Source organism: Klebsiella sp. CB_Kp196, from assembly GCF_040061575.1.
Taxonomy (GTDB): Bacteria; Pseudomonadota; Gammaproteobacteria; order Enterobacterales; family Enterobacteriaceae; genus Klebsiella; species Klebsiella michiganensis.
On record NZ_JBEAFH010000082.1, the window covers coordinates 165,997 to 187,035 of the forward strand.

General features: G+C 60.2%; 19 protein-coding genes. 14 read left to right on the forward strand and 5 right to left on the reverse strand.

What is annotated here, in order from left to right; all coding sequences use genetic code 11:
• Positions 1–2 precede the first annotated feature (2 nt).
• Positions 3–965 carry a taurine ABC transporter substrate-binding protein gene (gene tauA, locus ABLU87_RS28825; RefSeq protein WP_046877019.1) on the reverse strand — a complete coding sequence of 321 codons (963 nt, stop codon included), beginning with the start codon at positions 963–965 and terminating at the stop codon, positions 3–5.
• Positions 966–1,306: 341 nt separating this feature from the next.
• Between tauA and ABLU87_RS28830 the strand changes: the two genes are divergently transcribed.
• The 6 genes from ABLU87_RS28830 to fbpC all read left to right on the forward strand — a co-directional run bounded on the left by ABLU87_RS28830 (position 1,307) and on the right by fbpC (position 9,094).
• Positions 1,307–1,936 carry a response regulator transcription factor gene (locus ABLU87_RS28830; protein WP_014228124.1) on the forward strand — a complete coding sequence of 210 codons (630 nt, stop codon included), beginning with the start codon at positions 1,307–1,309 and terminating at the stop codon, positions 1,934–1,936.
• A complete protein-coding gene (locus ABLU87_RS28835) occupies positions 1,936–3,477 on the forward strand; it encodes an MASE1 domain-containing protein (RefSeq protein ID WP_025107205.1) in 1,542 nt (513 codons plus the stop codon). Before ABLU87_RS28830 ends, ABLU87_RS28835 begins: the two co-directional genes overlap by 1 nt.
• Before the next feature lie 60 nt (positions 3,478–3,537).
• A complete protein-coding gene (gene uhpC, locus ABLU87_RS28840) occupies positions 3,538–4,857 on the forward strand; it encodes an MFS transporter family glucose-6-phosphate receptor UhpC (protein ID WP_259469487.1) in 1,320 nt (439 codons plus the stop codon).
• A complete protein-coding gene (locus ABLU87_RS28845; protein WP_025107206.1) occupies positions 4,857–5,888 on the forward strand; it encodes an ABC transporter substrate-binding protein in 1,032 nt (343 codons plus the stop codon). Before uhpC ends, ABLU87_RS28845 begins: the two co-directional genes overlap by 1 nt.
• A 69-nt stretch (positions 5,889–5,957) precedes the next feature.
• Positions 5,958–8,036, forward strand: coding sequence for an iron ABC transporter permease (locus tag ABLU87_RS28850; protein ID WP_025107207.1), 2,079 nt, complete (start codon positions 5,958–5,960; stop codon positions 8,034–8,036).
• 11 nt (positions 8,037–8,047) lie between these two features.
• Positions 8,048–9,094, forward strand: coding sequence for a ferric ABC transporter ATP-binding protein (gene fbpC / locus ABLU87_RS28855; protein WP_025107208.1), 1,047 nt, complete (start codon positions 8,048–8,050; stop codon positions 9,092–9,094).
• An 89-nt stretch (positions 9,095–9,183) separates the two neighbouring features.
• On the opposite strand, the gene mmuM is transcribed toward fbpC, so the two are convergent.
• Both mmuM and mmuP read right to left on the reverse strand, forming a co-directional pair.
• Positions 9,184–10,116, reverse strand: coding sequence for a homocysteine S-methyltransferase (mmuM, locus tag ABLU87_RS28860; protein WP_048261368.1), 933 nt, complete (start codon positions 10,114–10,116; stop codon positions 9,184–9,186).
• Positions 10,103–11,509, reverse strand: a complete 1,407-nt coding sequence (mmuP, locus tag ABLU87_RS28865; protein WP_032748168.1) for an S-methylmethionine permease — start codon at positions 11,507–11,509, stop codon at positions 10,103–10,105. The genes mmuM and mmuP overlap by 14 nt, the downstream gene beginning before the upstream one ends.
• A gap of 290 nt (positions 11,510–11,799) precedes the next feature.
• Between mmuP and eat the strand changes: the two genes are divergently transcribed.
• The 3 genes from eat to eutC are packed head-to-tail and all read left to right on the forward strand — an operon-like array spanning position 11,800 to position 15,352.
• Positions 11,800–13,179 (forward strand): ethanolamine permease, encoded by a 1,380-nt coding sequence (gene eat / locus ABLU87_RS28870; protein WP_004129501.1) that lies wholly within the window; start codon positions 11,800–11,802, stop codon positions 13,177–13,179.
• 11 nt (positions 13,180–13,190) lie between these two features.
• Complete coding sequence (locus ABLU87_RS28875) at positions 13,191–14,579, forward strand: ethanolamine ammonia-lyase subunit EutB (protein ID WP_049083019.1); 1,389 nt, start codon at positions 13,191–13,193, stop codon at positions 14,577–14,579.
• Complete coding sequence (gene eutC / locus ABLU87_RS28880) at positions 14,576–15,352, forward strand: ethanolamine ammonia-lyase subunit EutC (protein ID WP_004099335.1); 777 nt, start codon at positions 14,576–14,578, stop codon at positions 15,350–15,352. Before ABLU87_RS28875 ends, eutC begins: the two co-directional genes overlap by 4 nt.
• A 260-nt stretch (positions 15,353–15,612) precedes the next feature.
• Here the strand turns inward: eutC and ABLU87_RS28885 are convergent, their stop codons facing one another.
• A complete protein-coding gene (locus tag ABLU87_RS28885; protein WP_162557331.1) occupies positions 15,613–15,756 on the reverse strand; it encodes a hypothetical protein in 144 nt (47 codons plus the stop codon).
• Here ABLU87_RS28885 and ABLU87_RS28890 point away from each other — a divergent pair.
• From ABLU87_RS28890 to ABLU87_RS28910, 5 genes are read left to right on the forward strand one after another with little or no spacing between them, the layout of a single operon-like run.
• Entirely contained in the window at positions 15,749–16,855 is a 1,107-nt protein-coding gene (locus tag ABLU87_RS28890; RefSeq protein WP_024359092.1) for an ABC transporter substrate-binding protein, read from the forward strand. The two genes, ABLU87_RS28885 and ABLU87_RS28890, sit on opposite strands and share 8 nt — an antisense overlap.
• A 20-nt stretch (positions 16,856–16,875) precedes the next feature.
• Entirely contained in the window at positions 16,876–17,775 is a 900-nt protein-coding gene (locus ABLU87_RS28895; protein ID WP_004099333.1) for a branched-chain amino acid ABC transporter permease, read from the forward strand.
• Positions 17,775–18,824, forward strand: a complete 1,050-nt coding sequence (locus ABLU87_RS28900) for a branched-chain amino acid ABC transporter permease (protein WP_004848115.1) — start codon at positions 17,775–17,777, stop codon at positions 18,822–18,824. The genes ABLU87_RS28895 and ABLU87_RS28900 overlap by 1 nt, the downstream gene beginning before the upstream one ends.
• Positions 18,811–19,593, forward strand: coding sequence for an ABC transporter ATP-binding protein (locus ABLU87_RS28905; protein WP_014228113.1), 783 nt, complete (start codon positions 18,811–18,813; stop codon positions 19,591–19,593). Before ABLU87_RS28900 ends, ABLU87_RS28905 begins: the two co-directional genes overlap by 14 nt.
• The gene (locus ABLU87_RS28910) at positions 19,586–20,281 is read left to right on the forward strand and encodes an ABC transporter ATP-binding protein (RefSeq protein ID WP_048261359.1); all 696 of its coding nucleotides are present in this window, start codon (positions 19,586–19,588) and stop codon (positions 20,279–20,281) included. Before ABLU87_RS28905 ends, ABLU87_RS28910 begins: the two co-directional genes overlap by 8 nt.
• A 107-nt stretch (positions 20,282–20,388) precedes the next feature.
• On the opposite strand, the gene ABLU87_RS28915 is transcribed toward ABLU87_RS28910, so the two are convergent.
• A complete protein-coding gene (locus tag ABLU87_RS28915; RefSeq protein ID WP_004129481.1) occupies positions 20,389–20,571 on the reverse strand; it encodes a hypothetical protein in 183 nt (60 codons plus the stop codon).
• Positions 20,572–21,039 lie beyond the last annotated feature (468 nt).

A 21,039-nucleotide genomic window follows, 5' to 3' on the forward strand; every position in this document is an offset into this window, starting at 1 on the left:
CTTTACTTCACAAAACGGTCGGTGACGTACTGGCTGTAGTCGCTTCCCGCTGCGGGCACTTTACCCTGCTCTTTCAGGAATTTAGCGGTGTCGATGATGGCTTTATTCACCGGCCCGTTCAGCTCCTGCGCCTGCTGGGCGGCGGTCAGGTAGGTATTGCCTTTCACCAGCCCCGGGACGTCGGCTTCCGGTACGCCGCTTAAGCGCGCCAGCTTGTTGATGTTCTCCGGCTGCTTCAGCCACTCATCCGGGTTGGCGATATAGGGCTGCTGCGCGTCAATGGCGCTTTTGGCGAAGGCTTTGACGATGTCAGGATGCTTTTCGGCAAAGTCTTTGCGTACCACCCACACGTCCAGCGTCGGCGCGCCCCACTCGCCCACCTGCGACGAGTCGGTGAGAACCGTGCCGTCTTTTTCCAGCGCGTTAACCGCCGGCGCCCAGACGTAGGCGCCGTCAATGTCGCCACGCTGCCAGGCGGCAATAATCGCCGGCGGCTGCAGGTTGAGGATCTGCACCTGCCCCGGTTTAATCCCCCAGTGCTTCAGCGCCGACAGCAGGCTGTAGTGGGTGGTGGAGATAAATGGCACGGCGATGCGTTTGCCGATCAGGTCCTGCGGTTTGGTGATGCTCTTCTTCACTACCAGCGCTTCGGAGTTACCGAGCTTTGAGGCCAGCAGAAAGACTTCAATCGGCACCTGCTGGGTGGCGGCGACCGCCAGCGGGCTGGAGCCGAGGTTGCCGATCTGCACGTCGCCGGAAGCCAGCGCCCGCACGATGCTCGCGCCGCTGTCAAACTTGCGCCAGTCGACGGTCGCCCCGCTCGCTTTGGCGAAGGTGTTGTCCGCCTGGGCGACTTTCGCCGGCTCGGCGGAGGTCTGATACGCCACGGTAACGTTGACCGCCTGGGCCTGGAACGCCGCCAGCGCCAGCGCGGCAATGAGTGTGATACGCGATTTTAGTGCCATAGTGCCTGCTTCCCATAGTTGTTATGGGTGCAGTATTTCCGGCGCGATGCGTTTGATGAAGTAATTAAAAATTCTTGCTAAGAACAAAGCGTTTTTAGAAAAAAATCGGCAATGCTTATACACAAAATCATTCATGCTGCATCGAGGCGGCAAGGTTGTTCGTCCCCGGGAGCTGACATAAGTCAGTGACCGGGGCGGGCAAACGAAGCCAACAAAGAGGCAGCTTGAAGGATGAAGTGTATTGCGATTTTGTTACATTCATTGCATAACTGCGCCTGATTGATTGCCAGCGCAGCGGCGGCAGGCATCATAGAACCATGATGCGCTGAGAGAGAAGAAACATGATTCGAGTGGTGCTGGTCGATGACCATGTGGTGGTGCGTTCAGGCTTTGCGCAGTTACTCAGCCTCGAAGAAGATCTCGAGGTGGTTGGCCAGTTCAGCCGCGCGGCGGAAGCCTGGCCGGCGCTGCTGCGCGACGACGTCGACGTGGCGGTCATGGATATCGCCATGCCGGATGAGAACGGCCTGAGCCTGCTAAAGCGCCTGCGCGCGCAAAAGCCGCAGTTCCGCGCCATTATTCTCAGTATTTACGACACCCCCACCTTCGTGCAGAGCGCGCTTGATGCCGGCGCCAGCGGCTATCTGACCAAACGCTGCGGCCCGGAAGAGTTGGTCCAGGCGGTGCGTTCCGTCGGTATGGGCGGACACTACCTGTGCGCCGATGCGCTGCGGGCGCTGCGCGGCGGAGAACAACCGGCGCAGGTGCTGGAAGTGCTCACCCCGCGTGAACGCGAAGTCTTTGATTTGCTGGTTAAAGGCGACAGCGTCAAGGAGATCGCCTTTAAGCTCGAGCTCAGCCACAAAACGGTTCACGTCCATCGCGCCAACGTGCTGGGCAAACTACAGTGTCACAGCACCATTGATCTGGTCCATTTCGCCCTCGACCACCAGCTGCTGGCGGGTCATTAATGTCGCGCAGCCTTCGCCACAGCGTCATCTCGCTGTTCATCGTGCTGGCCTGGGGAAGCGGCTGGCTGATGCTGTGGACGCTCGGGTTTTACCTGACCCATAACGGCCAGCAGGCGGCGCTGTTCCTGCCGCACGGCGTCTATCTGGCGCTGCTGATCCTGCTTTCGCGCCGCTACTGGCCCGCGCTGGTGCTGCCTCCGGTGCTGATGCTGCTCTGGCTGCACGGCGAACAGCTGCTGAACGGCTATATTCTGCTGGCCGCGCCGTTGATCGGCCTGCTTCCCGCCGGCATCGCCCAACAGTTCTGGCACCGCTTTCCCCTTTACTGGCAGCGGCTGACGCTGCTGCTGGCTACGGTCACCGCCAGCGCGCTGCTCAACACCGCGCTGCTCTCGCCGTTTGTGAAAAGCCCGGCGATGATGCTCGGCCTGGCCTCGTTTACCGGCGGGGTGCTGCTGACGCCGTTTGTCTATCTGATTTTTGAATTCCTGCGCCAGCAGCACCGCTACCATCTACTGGGGCTGGATACCAATAATCCGCCGCTGCGCACCTCATTGATCATCTGGTGCAGCCTGTTCTTTATCATCGGCATCGGCACCCAGATGGTACTGTCGCCGGAAATCGAGCGCCTGCTGTTAATTGTGGTGTTTCTGCCCAACGTGGTGATGGCGTGGAAGTTCGGCTGGCAGGGCGGCGTCCTTTCCGGCCTGCTGGGCAGCATGATGATCACCATCGCCCGCCAGGTTGGCGTTGGATTCAGCAACCTGGTGGAGCTGGAGATTTTTCTGGCCACCCAGGCGCTGCTCGGCATCGGGCTGGGCATTGCCATCAGCCGCCAGCAGCACCTGGCGCAAAACCTGCACCACTATCGCCAGCGGCTGGAGGCGGAGCTGGCGGCCCGGCGGGCGCTGGCCGAAAAGCTGATCCATACCGAAGAGGATACGCGCAAAAGCCTGGCGCGCGAGCTGCACGACGAAATCGGCCAGAATATTACCGCCATTCAGATCCAGTCGCAGCTGGTGAAGCGGGCGCGCGATCCGGCGCAAACCCAGGCCGCCGCCAGCCAGATTAACGATCTCGCCCGGCGTATTCACCACTCCACCCGCCAGCTGCTGCGCCAGCTACGCCCGCCGGCCCTCGATGAGCTGTCGTTTAAAGAGGCGCTACACCATTTGCTCAATGAGTTTGCCTTTGCCGAGCGCGGTATCCGCTGTCGCTTTGACTACCGGCTCACCGCCACGCCGGAGAGCGAAACGGTGCGCTTCACCCTCTATCGGCTGCTGCAGGAGCTGCTTAATAACGTCTGTAAGCACGCCGACGCCAGCGAGGTCGCCATTGCCCTGTATCAGCAGGGGACGCTGCTGCGCCTGGAGGTGAAGGACAACGGTATCGGCATCAGCCCAGACAAAATGGCCGGCTTCGGCATTCAGGGCATGCGTGAGCGGGTCAGCGCCCTGGGCGGAGAGCTGACGCTGGAGTCGCAGCGCGGCACACGCGTAATTGTTAACTTGCCCACAAATTTGCAACAAACAGCCGGCTAACCAGGAAAAAGTCTTAGTCACTCCGGACTTTCTCTCATCCCCTTTCGATTTCACTTTCATATAGTCAGCAAAACGGAGACGGCTATGCGCTCAGCAACCGACATTAATCAACGTTACAGGACGCTGCGTCCGCAGCTGCTGATGTACATGGTCATCGGGTATGCGGCGTTTTACCTGACGCGCAAAAGCGTCAACTACGTTCTGCCGGAGCTGCAAACGGATCTGGGCCTGGATAAAGGCGATATCGGCCTGCTGGGGTCGCTGTTTTACCTGACCTACGGCCTGTCGAAGTTTACCGCCGGGCTGTGGCACGACAGCCACGGGCAGCGCTGGTTTATGGGCGCGGGACTGTTCGCCACCGGTCTGCTGAACGTGGTTTTCGCCTTCGGCGAGTCGCTGACGCTGCTGCTGGCGGTCTGGACGCTGAACGGATTTTTTCAGGGCTGGGGCTGGCCTCCCTGCGCCCGCCTGCTAACCCACTGGTACTCGCGCAACGAACGCGGCTTCTGGTGGGGCTGCTGGAATATGTCGATCAACATCGGCGGGGCGATTATCCCGCTGATTAGCGCCTTTGCCGCCCACTGGTGGGGCTGGCAGGCGGCGATGCTGGCACCGGGGATGATCAGCATGGCATCAGGCATCTGGTTAACGCTGCACCTGAAAGGAACGCCCCGCGAAGAGGGATTGCCGTCGGTGGGCGCCTGGCGTAACGACCCGCTGGAGCTGCGCCAGGAGCGGCAAAGCCCGCCGATGGGGCTGTGGCAGATGCTGCGCACCACGATGCTGAAGAACCCGATGATCTGGCTGCTGGGCGTCTCTTATGTGCTGGTCTACCTGATCCGCATCGCGCTCAACGACTGGGGCAACATCTGGCTGACGGAGAGCCACGGCGTCAACCTGCTCAGCGCCAACGCCACGGTGATGCTGTTTGAAGCGGGCGGCCTGCTCGGCGCGCTGTTCGCCGGATGGGGTTCGGATCTGCTGTTCAGCGGCCAGCGGGCGCCGATGATTTTACTGTTCACGCTGGGGCTGATGGTCTCCGTCGCCGCGCTCTGGCTGGCGCCGGTACACCACTACGCGCTGCTGGCGGTGTGTTTCTTTACGGTGGGCTTCTTCGTTTTTGGCCCGCAAATGCTGATTGGCCTCGCGGCGGTGGAGTGCGGACACAAAGCGGCGGCGGGGTCAATCAGCGGATTTCTCGGCCTGTTCGCCTATCTGGGGGCAGCGCTGGCGGGCTGGCCTCTGTCGCTGGTCATTGAACGCTACGGCTGGTCGGGGATGTTCAGTTTACTCTCGGTCGCCGCAGTTCTGATGGGTTTATTGCTGATGCCGCTGCTGATGGCGAGCATTACTACCTCTGCTGCTCAAAGGATAAAATAATGAAAAAAACGCTGGTCACTACCCTGATTGCTTCCGGCATTGCGCTGGCGACGTTAAGCGGCGCGGCGCACGCCAAAGGTCGTCTGGTGGTCTATTGCAGCGCCACCAACGAAATGTGTGAGGCGGAAACTAAAGCCTTCGGCGAAAAATATGACGTAAAAACCTCGTTTATTCGCAACGGCTCCGGCAGCACGCTGGCGAAGGTCGATGCCGAGAAGAAAAACCCGCAGGCGGATGTCTGGTACGGCGGCACCCTCGACCCGCAGTCCCAGGCCGGCGAAATGGGCCTGCTGCAGCCCTATAAATCGCCGAATCTTACGCAGGTGATGGAGCAGTTCCGCGATCCGGCGAAGCTGAAAGGTAACTACTCCTCGGCGGTGTACGTCGGCATTCTCGGCTTCGGCGTGAACACCCAGCGCCTGAAAGAGAAAAACCTGCCGGTGCCAAAATGCTGGAAGGATCTGACCAAACCGGAATATAAAGGCGAAATCCAGATTGCCGACCCGCAGAGCTCCGGCACCGCCTACACCGCGCTGGCGACCTTCGCCCAGCTGTGGGGAGACGATCAGGCTTTCGATTATCTTAAACAGCTCAACGCTAACGTCTCCCAGTACACGAAATCCGGTATCGCCCCGGCGCGCAACGCCGCCCGCGGTGAAACGGCCATCGGCATCGGCTTCCTGCACGACTATTCGCTGGAAAAAGAACAGGGTGCGCCGCTGGAGCTGATCTCGCCGTGCGAAGGCACCGGCTACGAAATTGGCGGCGTGAGCATTCTGAAGGGCGCGCGCAACCTCGACAACGCCAAACTGTTCGTCGACTGGGTGCTGTCGAAAGAGGCCCAGGAGCTGGCGTGGAAGAAAGGCAAGTCCTATCAGATCCTGACCAACACCAGCGCCGAAACTTCGCCGAACTCGCTGAAGCTCGACGACCTGAAGCTTATCAACTACGACATGGATAAATACGGCTCAACGGACGTGCGTAAAGCGCTCATCAATAAATGGGTTAGCGAAGTGAAGATGGGTAAATAAGCCCGCACTGCGTTCATTTGCCGGGTGGCGGCATCCACGCCCTACCCGGCCTACGACACCGGAAAACTTATGTCACACACACTTGCACTCCATCCCGTGAAAAAGCGGGATGCGATATTCCTTTGGGTTTTATTCGGCTGGCTGGCGTTCGCCCTGCTGCCGAGCTGGAGCCTGGATTACGGTCTGCTGGAGTCCACGCAAGATGAAATTCTCGCGGCCTACGGCTGGTCACAGTTCAATATCAGCTGGCTGTGGTATCTCCTGCCGAGCCTGCTGCTGATTCGTCCATGGCAGGAAGCCAGCCGGGAGCAGCGCAGCCGCCACTACCTCGACGCCGGCTGGGCGCTCCTCTGTATGGCGTTTATCGTCGTCAGCGCCACCGTGGAAGGCCGCGGGTTAGGCTACGCCACCCTCGTGCTGTTTGTCGCGCTGGGCGCCATCATGACCCTGGCGCTCACCCGCCTGGAATGGCTGGGCGGCGACCGCTTTGTGATTGGTTCGCTGGTCACCATCGTGGCGTTAATCGGCGTCTTTATCGTCTGGCCGAGCATCGCCATTTTCATCCCGATGTTCACCAACGACGCCGGCGAGTTTGCCCCGCTGGCGTTTATGGCCGTGCTGTCGCAGGCGCATATTGTCCAGGTGATCCTCAACTCCATCGCCCTGTCGATTGCGGTAGGCATCGGCTGCACCTTCTTTGGCCTGGTGCTGGCGATTTACACCACCCGCATCGCAAAGCGCAGCGCGATTATTGGCCGCATTTTCTCGATTCTGCCGATCGTCACCCCGCCATTTGTCGTCGGCCTCGGCGTTACCCTGATGATGGGCCGTTCCGGCTACGTCACCGAACTGATGGTCGACTGGTTTGGCTTAACCAACACCAACTGGCTGTACGGGTTTACCGGCATCTGGCTGGCGCAGGTGCTGGCGTTCACTCCGATGGCGTTTATGATCCTCGACGGCGCGATTAAGACCATTCATCCGTCGCTGGAGGAGGCGTCGTACACCCTGCGCGCCAGCCGCTGGCAGACCTTTAACGGCGTCTTCGTCCCGCTGCTGAAACCGGCGCTGGCGAACGCGTTTTTAATTGTCATCGTCCAGTCGCTGGCCGACTTCAGCAACCCGCTGGTGCTCGGCGGCAACTTCGACGTGCTGGCGACGCAAATCTACTTCTATATCACCGGTTCGCAGCTCGATTATCAGGCCGCCAGTACCCTGGGCGCGTTCCTGCTGCTGTTCTCGCTGCTGGTGTTCTGCATTCAGTATATGTGGATCGGCAAGCGCTCGTACGTCACGGTTTCCGGTAAGTCCTATCGCGGCGACGTGCAGCCGCTGCCGGTGACCCTGGTGTGGAGCGTGATCGCCATTCTGGCGGTGTGGATCGCCTTCAACGCCCTGCTCTACGGCAGCATTTTCTACGGCAGCTTTACCGTTAACTGGGGCGTGGACTACACCCTGACGCTGGATAACTTTATCAAGCTGTTCGGCCAGGGGATGAGCGACGGCGCCTGGCCTTCGCTGCTCGATACCCTGCTCTACGCCGGGATCGCCGCGCCGATCACCGCCGCCTTCGGCCTGCTGATCGCCTGGATCGTGGTGCGTCAGCAGTTTAAAGGCAAAAAGACCATCGAGTTCACCACCATGCTGTGCTTCGCGGTACCGGGCACCGTGGCGGGCGTCTCCTATATTCTCGCCTTTAACAGCGCGCCGGTGTACCTCACCGGAACGGCGGCGATTGTGATTATCTCGATGGTGATGCGTAACGTGCCGGTGGGCATCCGGGCGGGCATTGCCGGTTTAGGCCAGATCGACAAATCGCTGGACGAAGCGTCGCTCAGCCTGCGCGCGGGTTCCCTGCGCACCATTACGCATATCCTGCTGCCGCTGCTGCGCCCGGCGATCCTCTCGGCGCTGATCTACAGCTTTGTGCGCGCCATTACCACCGTCAGCGCCATTGTGTTCCTCGTGACGCCGGACACCCGCGTCGCTACCGCCTATATCCTCAACCGGGTGGAAGACGGCGAATACGGCGTGGCGATCGCCTACGGATCGATTCTGATCGTAGTGATGCTGGCGATTATTTTTATCTTTGACTGGCTGATCGGGGAAGCGCGTATCTCCCGGTCAAAAGCCAAAAACCAGGCGTAATGGAGCGCACTATGAGTCAGAAAAATTTTGTTGAACTGCGCAACGTCACCAAGCGATTCGGCAGCAACACGGTTATCGACAATATCAATCTCACCATCCCGCAGGGGCAAATGGTGACCCTGCTCGGCCCTTCCGGCTGCGGTAAGACCACCATTCTGCGCCTGGTCGCCGGGCTGGAAAAACCGAGCGAAGGGCAGATTTTCATCGATGGCGAAGACGTGACCCATCGCTCCATTCAGCAGCGCGACATCTGTATGGTGTTTCAGTCTTACGCCCTGTTTCCGCATATGTCGCTGGGGGACAACGTCGGCTACGGTCTGAAGATGCTCGGCGCGTCGCGCAGCGATGTGAAAGCGCGGGTGAAGGAGGCGCTGGCGATGGTGGATCTGGAGGGCTTCGAAGACCGCTATGTTGATCAGATCTCCGGCGGCCAGCAGCAGCGCGTAGCGCTGGCGCGCGCCCTGATCCTCAAGCCAAAGGTGCTGCTGTTTGATGAGCCGTTAAGCAACCTCGACGCCAACCTGCGGCGCAGCATGCGCGATAAGATCCGCGAACTGCAAAAGCAGTTTGATATCACCTCGCTGTACGTGACCCACGATCAGAGTGAAGCCTTTGCGGTTTCCGATACCGTGCTGGTGATGAATAAGGGGCATATCATGCAGATCGGCTCGCCGCAGGATCTTTACCGCCAGCCCGCGTCGCGCTTTATGGCGAGCTTTATGGGCGATGCCAACCTGTTCCCGGCCGCCTTCAGCGAGGGATTCGTCGATATTTATGGCTATCGGCTGCCGAGGCCGCCGCATTTTGCCGCCCACGGCGAGGGCAGCGTCGGCGTCCGCCCGGAGGCGATCACCCTGAGCGATCGCGGCGAGGAGAGCCAGCGCTGCACGATTCGCCACGTGGCCTATATGGGGCCACAGTACGAGGTGACGGTAGAGTGGCACGGGCAGGAAATTTTGCTGCAGGTGAACGCGACGCGGCTGCAGCCGGACGTCGGCGAGCATTACTATCTCGAAATCCACCCGTACGGGATGTTTGTGTTAGCGGATGCCGGATGATTGATGCCGGGTAGCGCTTACGCTTACCCGGCCTACGATTCGTGCACGTTGTCGGCCGGGTAAGGCATCAGCCGCCACCCGGCGCAAACTCAACGCCGGGCGTTCAGTTCGGCAATATCCTTCGGCGTCGTGCGGCAGCAGCCGCCAATCAGCTTCGCCCCCGCCGCCAGCCACTGGGGTAAATATTCCGCCAGCGTTGCACAGGCTTCGCCGTGGTGATGCCAGGTCTTGGATACCGCGTCATAGTGCTCCCCGGAGTTAGGATAAACCACCAGCGGCAGAGCCGTCAGGCTATGCAGATGCGCCAGCGCGGCGGTGGTGTTCTCCAGCGCGATACAGTTAATGCCCAGCGCCACCACCTGCGGATAGTTTGCCAGCACACCAACCACTTCCCGCAGCGGCGTGCCGTCGCTGAGATGCTGCGCATCGCGCAGGGTAAACGAGAACCACGCCCGCGCGCGCGGATAGGCGGTCAGCAGCTCCGCCAGCGCCTTCATCTCGGCGAAATTCGGCATCGTTTCGCAGGCCAGCAGATCGGCCCCGGCGTCGAGCAGCGCTTCCACGCGCGGACGATGAAACGCCTGAAATTCCTCACGGCTGCGGACATAATCGCCGCGATACTCCGAACCGTCCGCCAGGAAGGCGCCGTACGGCCCGACCGAACCGGCAACCAGCAGCGCGCCCGCCTGCGGGTTTTCCGCCAGATACGCCTCCCGCGCCTTGCGGGCCAGCTCAACGCTTTTGCCGATCAGCGCTTTCGACTGCGCTTCATCGAGGCCGCGGGCGGCAAAGCCCGCCGGCGTCGCCTGATAGCTGGCGGTGATCGCCACCTGCGCGCCGGCGCGGAAATAGTCGAGGTGAACTTCGCGGATAAGCTCCGGGTTGTCGACCAGCACTTTCGCCGACCACAGGCTGTCGGCAAGATTGCAGCCGCGCGCTTCCAGCTCCGTCGCCATCGCGCCGTCCAGCAGGATAAAGGGCTTTGCGTCAAGGAGGGCGGTTAACGGATTATTCTGCGACATGTTGAGGCTCCTGGGTGAGTTTCCGTGAACGAGTCAGATAATACGCACCATAACACAGTGCCACGAACGGGATCCCGCACCACAGCGCAATCCTCTGACTCGGGTCAAACGCCAGACCCACGCAGGCCACCAGGCAAAGCACAAATCCCAGCGCCGGCACCAGCGGATACCACGGCGCGCGGTAGTGCAGTTCGCTTAGCGCCTTCCCCTGCTGCAGATGGCGACGGCGGAACATAAAGTGCGAGGCGCAGATGCTCAGCCATACCGCCACCACCGCGAAGCCGGAAATCGCCGACAGCGCGACAAACACCGTATCCGGGGCCACGACGCTGGAGAAGAGCGCCAGCACGCCGCCGAGCATGCTCACCGAAATCGCCGTCAGCGGCACGCCGTTTTTAGTTAATTTAGTAAAACAGGCCGGCAGCGTTTTTTCATTGGAGAGCGACCACAGCATCCGCCCGGAGGCGTAGAGGCCAGAGTTGGCCGCCGATAGAATCGCCGTCAGGATCACAAAGTTAAAGATATCCGCCGCGTAAGGGATCCCCACCTTTTCGAACACCAGCACAAACGGGCTTTTTTCGACTCCCGCCTGCTGCATCGGGATCAGCGCCGCCAGCACGAAGACGGTGCCGATAAAAAAGATAATCAGCCGGGCGATGGTGGTGCGAATGGCCACCGGAATGACTTTGTGCGGATTCTCCGTTTCCCCCGCCGCGATGCCGATAAGTTCGGTGCCGGAGAAAGCGAAGTTAACCGCCACCATGGTCATCAGGATCGGCAGACCGCCGTGCGGGAACCAGCCTTCGGCGGTGATATTGCGCAGCCCCGGCGCCGGGGAGCCATCCTGCATCGGAATGATGCCGAAGATCGCCGCCCCGCCGAGAATAATAAAGGCAATAATGGTGACCACCTTCACCAGCGAGAACCAGAATTCACCTTCGGCAAAGAAGCGGGTGGAGATAACGTTGAGGGCGAAAATCACCGCGCAGAACACCACGCACCAGACCCATACCGGCACCTGCGGGAACCAGTACTGCATGCAGAATCCGGCGGCGGTGAAGCTTGAGCCAAGCGCGACGGTCCAGGTAAGCCAGTAGAGCCAGGCGACGGTGTACCCGGTCGCCGGGCCGAGATAGCGGGCGGCGTAGACGTGAAACGCCCCGGTTTCCGGCATCGCCACCGAGAGTTCGCCCAGACACTGCATCACCAGCCAGACCACCAGCGCGCCAATCAGATAGGCCAGCAGCGTACCCGCCGCTCCGGTGGTGGAGATGATATAGCCGGTATTAAAAAATAGCCCTGTGCCAATAACGCCACCCAGCGACAGCATAATCAGGTGGCGAGTCTTCATGGTGCGCTTAAGCTGCCCACCTTGTTGTTGTGTTGTTTGCATTTGACCTCATGGGCGTATAGACATCTAAACATCCAGATAAGAGATTCCTTATACCGCGACCACTGCTAAATTGCAAAGCGGCCTGGCGCGATGGCGCAAAAAAGACGCTGACACCCTCGTGCACCAGTAACGCCACATTTGCGGGCAGCTGCACCACCGCGACTCTCCCGCCGGGCGCGGTCTGCACCTTTTTTGATCCTCGTTGGCGTAAACCGCCGCGTTTATCGGTGGTATGCCCTGGCATTCTCTTTGCAACCCTCCCGATATCTTTATCTGGCGAGGCAACGAACATGACAGAGCAAACCACAACGCTAAAAAGAACGCTCGGCAGTTTCCGCTTATGGGGGATCGCCGTTGGGCTGGTTATTTCCGGAGAGTATTTTGGCTGGAGCTACGGCTGGTCCCAGGCCGGGACGCTGGGCTTTATGATCGTCGCGCTGGCCATCGCCGCGATGTACTGCGCCTTTATTTTTAGCTTTACCGAGCTGACCACCGCCATTCCGCATGCGGGCGGGCCTTTTGCCTACGCCTACCGCGCCTTTGGCCCGACCGGCGGGTTTATCGCCGGCTTCGCGACCCTGATTGAATTCGTCTTCGCCCCGCCCGCCATCGCCATGGCCATCGGCGCCTATCTTAACGTGCAGTTTCCGGCGCTCGACCCCAAATGGGTGGCCTGCGGCGCCTACATCATCTTTATGACGCTGAATATTCTCGGCGTGGGTATCGCCGCGACCTTTGAGCTGGTGGTGACGTTATTAGCGATTTTCGAACTGCTGGTGTTTATGGGCGTTGTCGCGCCGGGCTTCTCCTGGAGCCACTTTACTGCTAACGGCTGGGCGGGCGCGGAGAGCTTCAGCGGCCTGGCGCTGCCGGGGATGTTTGCCGCCATCCCGTTCGCTATCTGGTTCTTTCTGGCGATTGAAGGCGCATCGATGGCCGCCGAAGAGGCGAAGGATCCGCAGCGCACCATTCCCCGGGCGCTGGGCGGCGGCATCCTGACCCTGACCGTGCTGGCGATTGGCGTGATGATTTTTGCCGGCGGCGTGGGCGACTGGCGAACCCTGGCCAATATTAACGACCCACTGCCGCAGGCGATGAAAATGGTGGTCGGCAACAGCAGCGGCTGGCTGCATATGCTGGTGTGGCTGGGGCTCTTCGGCCTGGTGGCCTCGTTCCACGGGATTATCATGGGCTACTCGCGGCAGATTTACTCGCTGGCGCGCGCGGGCTATCTCCCCGCCAGCCTGGCGACGCTGAACCGCCGCACCCGCACGCCGCATCTGGCGATCCTCGCCGGGGGCGTGGTGGGCATCGCCGCCATTTTCTCCGATTCGCTGATCACCATTAGCGGGATGCCGCTGACCGCCTGTATCGTCACGATGTCGGTATTTGGCGCTATTGTTATGTATATCACCTCGATGGCGGCGCTGTTTAAACTGCGCCGCAGCGAGCCGAAGCTGATTCGACCGTTCCGCGCACCGCTCTATCCGTGGGCGCCGGCCTTCGCGCTGGCCATGGCGGTACTCTGCCTGGTGGCGATGGTCTGGTACAACACGCTGCTGGCGCTGATTTTCGCCGCCATGATGCTCGGCGGCTACCTGTGGTTTCGCAAGACCGCAGCGGCCCGCCAGCGCGCGGCGGTGGATCCGCAGCTGCGTACGGTCTCCTGAGGAGGCGACACATGTATAAAACTACGCTATCGGGCCAGGTATGGCGCTTTGATAGTCTGAAAACCTTGATGGCGAAGGCCTCTCCTGCGCGTTCCGGCGACGCGCTGGCGGGCGTTATCGCCGGCTCCGCCGAAGAGCGGATGGCGGCAAAAATGGCGCTGGCGGAGGTTCCCCTCACGGAGATTCTCGATAATCCGCTGATTCCCTACGAGCAGGATGAGGTGACCCGGCTGATCCTCGATACCCACGACGCCCGGGGCTTCGCGGCGATTAGCCATCTTACGGTCGGCGATTTTCGCGACTGGCTGCTCGACGACGCCACCGATGAAGCGGCGCTGCGCCAGGTCGCCCGCGCGATAACCCCGGAGATGGCCGCCGCGGTCAGCAAGCTGATGCGCAATCAGGATCTGATCCTCGCCGCCAGCAAATGCCGAGTCATCACCCGTTTTCGCAATACCATCGGCCTGCCGGGGCGCCTGAGCGTGCGCCTGCAGCCCAATCACCCGACCGATGATATGAAAGGCATCGCCGCCAGCATGCTCGACGGCCTGCTGTACGGCGCCGGGGACGCGGTGATCGGCATCAATCCGGCCAGCGACAGCCTGCCGGTGCTGGCGCAGCTGAACCATATGCTTGACGATATTATTCAGCGCTTCGCCATCCCCACCCAGTCGTGCATTTTGACCCACGTCACCAACACCCTGCAGCTGATTGAGCGCGGCGCGCCGGTGGATCTGGTGTTCCAGTCGGTGGCCGGTACCGAAGCCGCCAACAGCGGTTTCGGCATTAATCTGGCGCTGCTGCAGGAAGCGCGGGAAGCGGCGCTTAGCCTGAACCGCGGCACGCTGGGCAACAACGTGATGTATTTTGAAACCGGCCAGGGCAGCTGTCTTTCCGCCAACGCCCACCACGGCGTTGATCAGCAGACCTGCGAAGCCCGGGCCTATGCCGTCGCCCGCCATTTTGAACCGCTGCTGGTCAATACGGTGGTGGGCTTTATCGGCCCGGAGTACCTGTACGATGGTAAGCAGATTATCCGCGCCGGGCTGGAAGATCACTTCTGCGGCAAGCTGATGGGGCTGCCCATCGGCTGCGACGTTTGCTACACCAATCACGCCGAAGCGGATCAGGACGATATGGATACCCTGCTGACGCTGCTCTGCGCGGCCGGGCTGACCTTTTTGATCGGCGTTCCGGGGGCTGACGATATTATGCTCAACTACCAAAGCACCTCGTTCCACGATGCCCTTTACGCCCGCCGACTGCTGGGTTTACAGCATGCGCCTGAGTTCGCCGACTGGCTGACGAAGATGCAGATTATTGACCGCCACGGCGCGCTGCGTCTGACCGATGCCCGCCATCCGCTGCTTTCCGTCCTGCCGCAAGGAGAACCGGTATGAATCCTCCCGACGCCTGGAACCCGCTGCGTGAGTTTACCGATGCGCGGATTGCGCTGGGGCGCAGCGGCGCCAGCCTGCCGACCCGCGAAGTGCTGAATTTCGGCCTCGCCCACGCCCGGGCGCGCGATGCCATTCACCAGCCTTTCGCCAGCGACCAGTTAGTCCAGCCGCTGGCGGAGCTGGGGCTGTCGACGCTGACCGTCCGCAGCGCCGCCAGCGATCGCCATGTCTATCTGAATCGCCCGGATCTGGGGCGACAGCTGAACGAAGAGAGCCGCGCCGACCTCGCCGCCAGCGGCGCGCGCCCCGCCGACCTGCTGCTGGTGATTGGCGACGGGCTGTCGTCGTACGCCGTGCAGCGCCAGGCGGTGCCGCTGATTCGCGCCCTGCTGCCCTATCTGAAAACCCTCGGCCTGAGCCTGGCCCCGGTGGTGCTGGCGCACCAGTCGCGGGTCGCGCTGGGCGATGATATAGGCGAAACGCTGAAGGCCAGAGCGGTGGCGATATTGATTGGCGAAAGGCCCGGGCTCTCCTCGCCGGATAGCCTCGGGGTGTATTTAACCTGGCAGCCGCATCGTCAGCGGCTGGAGTCGGAGCGCAACTGTATTTCTAATATCCGTCCGGAAGGACTGAGCTTTGATGCCGCCGCATTTAAACTGGCCTGGCTACTGGAGCAGGCCTTTTTGCGGCGGCTTACCGGAGTGCGCCTGAAAGACGAAAGCGATAATCCGGCGCTGCATGGAAAAATAAAACCGTTGAGCCAGTTAAAATAATAAGTCACGCGGGCAGCAGAATAGATTTTTAATATTATCGGGCGCACCTGAATATTATATTCAGGTGCGCGCTAAAATTGCGGGTTTTCCAGGCCGGGTAAGGCGTCAGCCGCCACCTGGCAAAATGCGTTAACCGTACCAAAAACAGTATTTTCATCAGCCTTATGCCCTCTCCTGGAGGTAATAAGAATATTGCATGAGTAAAAACGAAACGGACGTTGTAAGGTAAATCCGCATACCAAATATATCTCGTTATCTATTCAACATAACAGCCAATAATTCGCCGGATACGCTGGCGAATTATGTCTCAATGTTATGCAGTCATTGATGGTTAAAGATAAATAATCGACCGACGGTGAGGTAACAATGAACAAGTTTTCCGGGAAAGCGTCTTTAATGGCCACGCTGGTTGCCGCGTGGGTCGGTGCCAGCAGCGCGCAGGCGGCTGAAATTAAAATCGGCGTGGTCTTACCGCTGAGCGGCGCGCTGAGCGGCTACGGTCAGCCTTCGCAAAAAGGGCTGGATATTATCCAGAGCATTACGCCGACGTTAAAAAACGGCGACACCGTGAAGCTTATCGTGATCGACGATAAGAGCGATAAGGTCGAAGCCGCTAACGCCATGCAGCGCCTGGTTTCCAGCGATAAAGTCGATGCGGTGATCGGCGAAGTCACCTCCTCCAATACCCTGGCGATGACCAAAATCGCCGACGACAGCAAAACGCCGCTGGTCTCCTCAACCGCGACCAACGACCGCGTTACCCGCAACCACCCTTACGTCAGCCGGGTCTGCTTCTCCGACAGCTTCCAGGGCGTGGTCGGCGCTAACCTCGCCTCGCGCGATCTGAAAGCCAAAACCGCCGCCATCGTCTTCGACAGCAGCAACGACTACTCCGTCGGCCTGGCGAAGGCCTTTCGCACGCAGTTCCTGAAAAACGGCGGCACCATTCCTATCGAAGTTCAGGCTCCCGGCGGCAGCAAAGACTTTAAGGCCCAGCTGGCCAGCGTGAAGGCGAAGAACGTCGACATGATCTATATGCCGATCTACTACACCGAAGGGGCGCTGATCGCCGTACAGGCGAAGCAGCTGGGGCTGAGCAAGCCGGTGGTCGGCGGCGACGGGCTGGCGGCGGATCAGGTCTTTTTTGACGTCGGCAAAGACGCGGTCAACGGCTATATGACCACCGACTACTACTCGCCGAACGCCAAAGAGCAAACGCCGGCGGGCGAGGTGTTTATCAAAGCCTGGGAAGCCAAATACCAGCAGCCGACCCACACCTGGGGCGCGATGGCGGCGGACGCCTATAACGTCATTATCAACGCCATGAACCAGTGCAGCGACCCGCACGACCGGGTTTGCGTTAACGAAAAAATTCGCGCCACTAAGGACTTCCAGGGCGTAACGGGCACGCTGACGTTACAAAACGGCGACGCTATCCGCAGCGCGGTCATCAACGAAGTGAAGGATGGCAAGCTGGCGTTTCGTACCGTGGTTAATCCTTAAGGTTTTATAAGGGATATCAGATGGATGGTGCCATTTTTCTCCAGCAAGTGGTCAATGGAATGAGCCTTGGGGGCATGTACGCCCTGATTGCCATCGGTTATACGATGGTTTATGGGGTGCTGCGCCTGATCAACTTCGCCCATGCGGACGTAATGATGGTCGGGGCGTTTACCACCCTGTTTTTGTTTTCTTCCATTGGGCTACCCTTCGGGGTAGCCGTTTTCCTGACCCTCGCGCTGTGCGGCCTGTTCGGCATGCTGATCGACCGGGTGGCCTATCGCCCGCTGCGTCAGGCATCAAAAATCTCCATGCTGATCACCGCCATCGGCGTCAGCTTCTTCCTCGAAAACCTGTTCAACGTGCTGTTTGGCGGCAGCTCGCGCTTCTTTTCCGCACCGGAATTTTTCAACAACACCCGCGCCTTTGGTGACGTGATTATCACCAACGTGGCGTGGATCGTGCCGCTGATCACCGTCCTGCTGCTGCTGGCGATCCTCTGGCTGCTGTACCGCACCCGCTACGGGATGGCGATCCGCGCGGTGGCCTTCGACGTTAATACCGTGCGCCTGATGGGCATCGACGCCAACCGCATTATCTCGCTGGTGTTCGCCCTCGGCAGCAGCCTCGCGGCGCTGGGCGGGGTTTTCTACTCCATCAGCTACCCGACCATCGACCCGCTGATGGGCGTGCTGATCGGCCTGAAGGCCTTCGCCGCCGCGGTGCTCGGCGGAATCGGCAGCGTCACCGGCGCGGTGCTCGGCGGCTTTATTCTCGGCTTTACCGAGGTGGTGGCGGTCGCTCTGTTTCCCGAGCTGGGCGGTTACAAAGACGCCTTTGCCTTTATGTTCTTGATTCTGGTCCTCTTGTTCCGCCCGGTTGGCATTATGGGCGATGAACGTCTGGAAAGGAGCCGTTTCTGATGCTCAACGCTACGACTACCGCCGGGGCGCAGCTGCGCAACCTGGTCATTATTGCTCTCTGCGTCGCGCTGCTGGCCGGGATCAACGTCGTCTTCAACGACTACATTATTCGCGTCATCAGCACCATTTTCGTCTTTATGATCCTCGCGGTCAGCTACAACCTGATCAACGGCGTGACCGGCCAGCTGTCGCTGGAGCCCAACGGCTTTGTGGCGGTCGGCGCTTACGTCACCGCTCTGCTAATCCTCCCCAGCGACAGCAAGCTGGATATGTTTGAGATGGCCGCCCCCAGCCCGTGGATCCTCGTGCTGCACGCCGGGTTCCTGCCCGCGCTGCTCATTAGCGGCCTGTGCGCGGCGGCGCTGGCGGTTTGCCTTGCCCTGCCGGTCTTCCGCGTGCGCGGCGACTACCTGGCGATTGTGACCCTCGGCTTCGGCTTTATCATTAAAATCCTCGCTATCAACAATCCGCAGATCACCAACGGCGCCATTGGCCTCAACGATATTCCGCAGCAGCCGCATCTCCTGTTCTGGTGCGGGCTGTTCGCCCTGCTGGCGACCGGGATGATTTTGCAGCTGGTGTGGTCGAAGTACGGGCGAATGATGAAAGCGGTGCGCGACGACGAAGACGCCGCTATCGCTATGGGCGTGAACACGTTTCGCATTAAAACCTGCGCCTTCGCCACCAGCGCCTTCTTCGAAGGGATCGGCGGCGGCCTGCTGGCCTCGCTGCTGACCACCATCTCGCCGGGCCTGTTCGACTTTATGCTCACCTTCCAGCTGCTGATTATTATCGTGCTCGGCGGCCTGGGCAGCACCACCGGCGCGCTGCTCGGCACCGTACTGGTGGTCGGCAGCGGCGAGTGGCTGCGCTTTCTCGACCAGCCGCTCCAGTTCTTCGGTCACGATCTCGGCGCGTATCCGGGCCTGCGGATGGTGGTGTTCTCGCTGCTGCTGCTGATCATCATGCTGTTCGCCCGCGAAGGTCTGCTGGGCAAAAAAGAGATTTGGCAAGTGGGCAAAAGGGGCCGCGGCTATGGCGCAAAATAAGGTCATTTTACAGGTGCAGGACGTGACCATGCAGTTCGGCGGCCTGCGGGCCATCGACAGCGTCAGTTTCCACGTCGACGAAGCGGAAATTTTTGGCCTGATTGGCCCCAACGGCGCGGGCAAAACCACGATGTTCAACGTCATCACCGCCAACTATAAGCCGACCAGCGGCAGCGTGACCCTGGCGGGAAAGTCGCTGAAGGGGCTGAAGCCGAACCGGGTGGTCAACGCCGGGATTGCCCGCACCTTTCAGAATATCCGCCTGTTCAACTCGATGACGGTATTAGAAAACGTGATGGTCGGCCTCGACAGCGCCAGCCGCTATTCGCTGCTGGAAGCGGCGCTGCATATTGGCCGCTACTTCCCCGCCGAGCGGGCGGCAAAGGCCAAAGCGATGGCGATTCTGGACGATATCGGTATCGCCCATTTCGCCGACGTGCAGGCCACCAACCTCAGCTACGGCAACCAGCGCAAGGTGGAGATCGCCCGCGCGCTGGCGACGTCGCCAAAATTGCTGCTGCTCGACGAGCCCGCCGCCGGGATGAACCCGAAAGAGACGGAGGATCTGGCGGATCTGATCTTCCGCATGCGTAACGACTATCAGCTCAGCGTACTGCTGATCGAGCACGATATGCCGTTCGTCAACAAGCTTTGCGAGCGGGTGATGGTGCTGGAGTACGGCAAACCGCTGTTTAGCGGCCTGATGTCCGAAGCCATTCAGGATCCGGACGTGATTTCCGCCTACCTGGGGGACGTTCGTTATGCTTAGCGCGCGCGAGTTAAAAGTGTTTTACGGCGTGATTCAGGGGCTGAAAGGGGTGGACATTGATATTCACGATCGGGAGATTGTGACCCTTATCGGCAGCAACGGTGCCGGGAAAACCTCCACCCTCAACGGGATCGTCAACCTGGTGCGTTCCACGGGGCGGGTCAATTTTCTCAACGAGGATATTTCCCGCAGCCAGACGCATCAGATTGTGCGTAAGGGGCTGGCGCTGGTGCCAGAAGGACGGCGCATCTTTACCAACCTGACCATCGAAGAAAATCTGCGCATGGGGGCCTACAACAATCTCGCCGGCTTTACCCGCCTGCGCGATCGCATGTACAGCCTGTTTCCCCGGCTGAAAGAGCGGCGCGGCCAGATGGCGGGAACCATGAGCGGCGGCGAGCAGCAGATGCTGGCGATCGCCAGAGCGTTGATGAGCGAGCCGGTACTGCTGATGCTCGATGAGCCAAGCCTCGGCCTGGCGCCGAAAATTGTTGGGGAGCTGTTTGCGACGATTAAGCAGCTGCGGGAAGAGAATATTACCGTGCTGCTGGTAGAGCAGAACGCCACGGCGGCGTTGACCATCGCCGATCGCGCCTATGTGCTGGAGAATGGGAAGATTATGCTCTCTGGTCCGGCGCCGGAGGTGCTGGCGAATCCGGAAATCAAACGGATGTATCTGGGGGGATAAAGCTGTTCAGGGCTGCGGCTTCGCTTCCTGCGTCGCCGCAACCGCAAACAGCCTCGCGCTACACAAAGCACACCTCGTTCCAGTAGGCTTCACGCGTCCTGCGCCGCTCAGTATGTTTTATCATGGCGAAACCACCTTGTTTCAACGTTGCCGAGCTCAATTCCGTAGAGACTGGCGACCGGTAATATTGCCTCCATGATGCGTTGGGTATCCTGCTGACCGGCTTCACCGCCGGATCCAGATAAAGAAGCCAGCCAGCCCGTTATGCGTTGCCACAGCGCCACTTTCATTTTTCTCCTCCGTCGGGAAGCATTTTTGCCTGTGTCTATTTCAACCACAGTTGACGGCGGGCAGGAAATATCAATTCCGGATTTGTAATTCTGTGGGATGCATATTGGGGCCTTTCCCGGATTGCGACGTAAACGTCTTATCCGGGCTACACGACCCCAGACGACTGAGGCCCCGTAGCCCAGCCAAGCGCAGCGCAGGCTGGGAAGGACCCGCAGCGTTTGCCGGAGCCTGATTTGTAATTCTATGCGCAAGGGTTCCGTTCACTCTCAATCTGCAGAAAATGCCTCACCGTTACCCGTTACCCGTGAACGGGTAACGGGGGAGAAAACCGTCTCCCCCTTTACAATCCCCGCGGTCCCGCAAAGAAATCGGTGCTGCGCACTGCGCTCACCTCCCGGTCCTCAGCCTGCGGTCGGCTCAACTCGACATCACTGTCTCGATTCGCCTCTGGCCGCCATCCCTGGCGG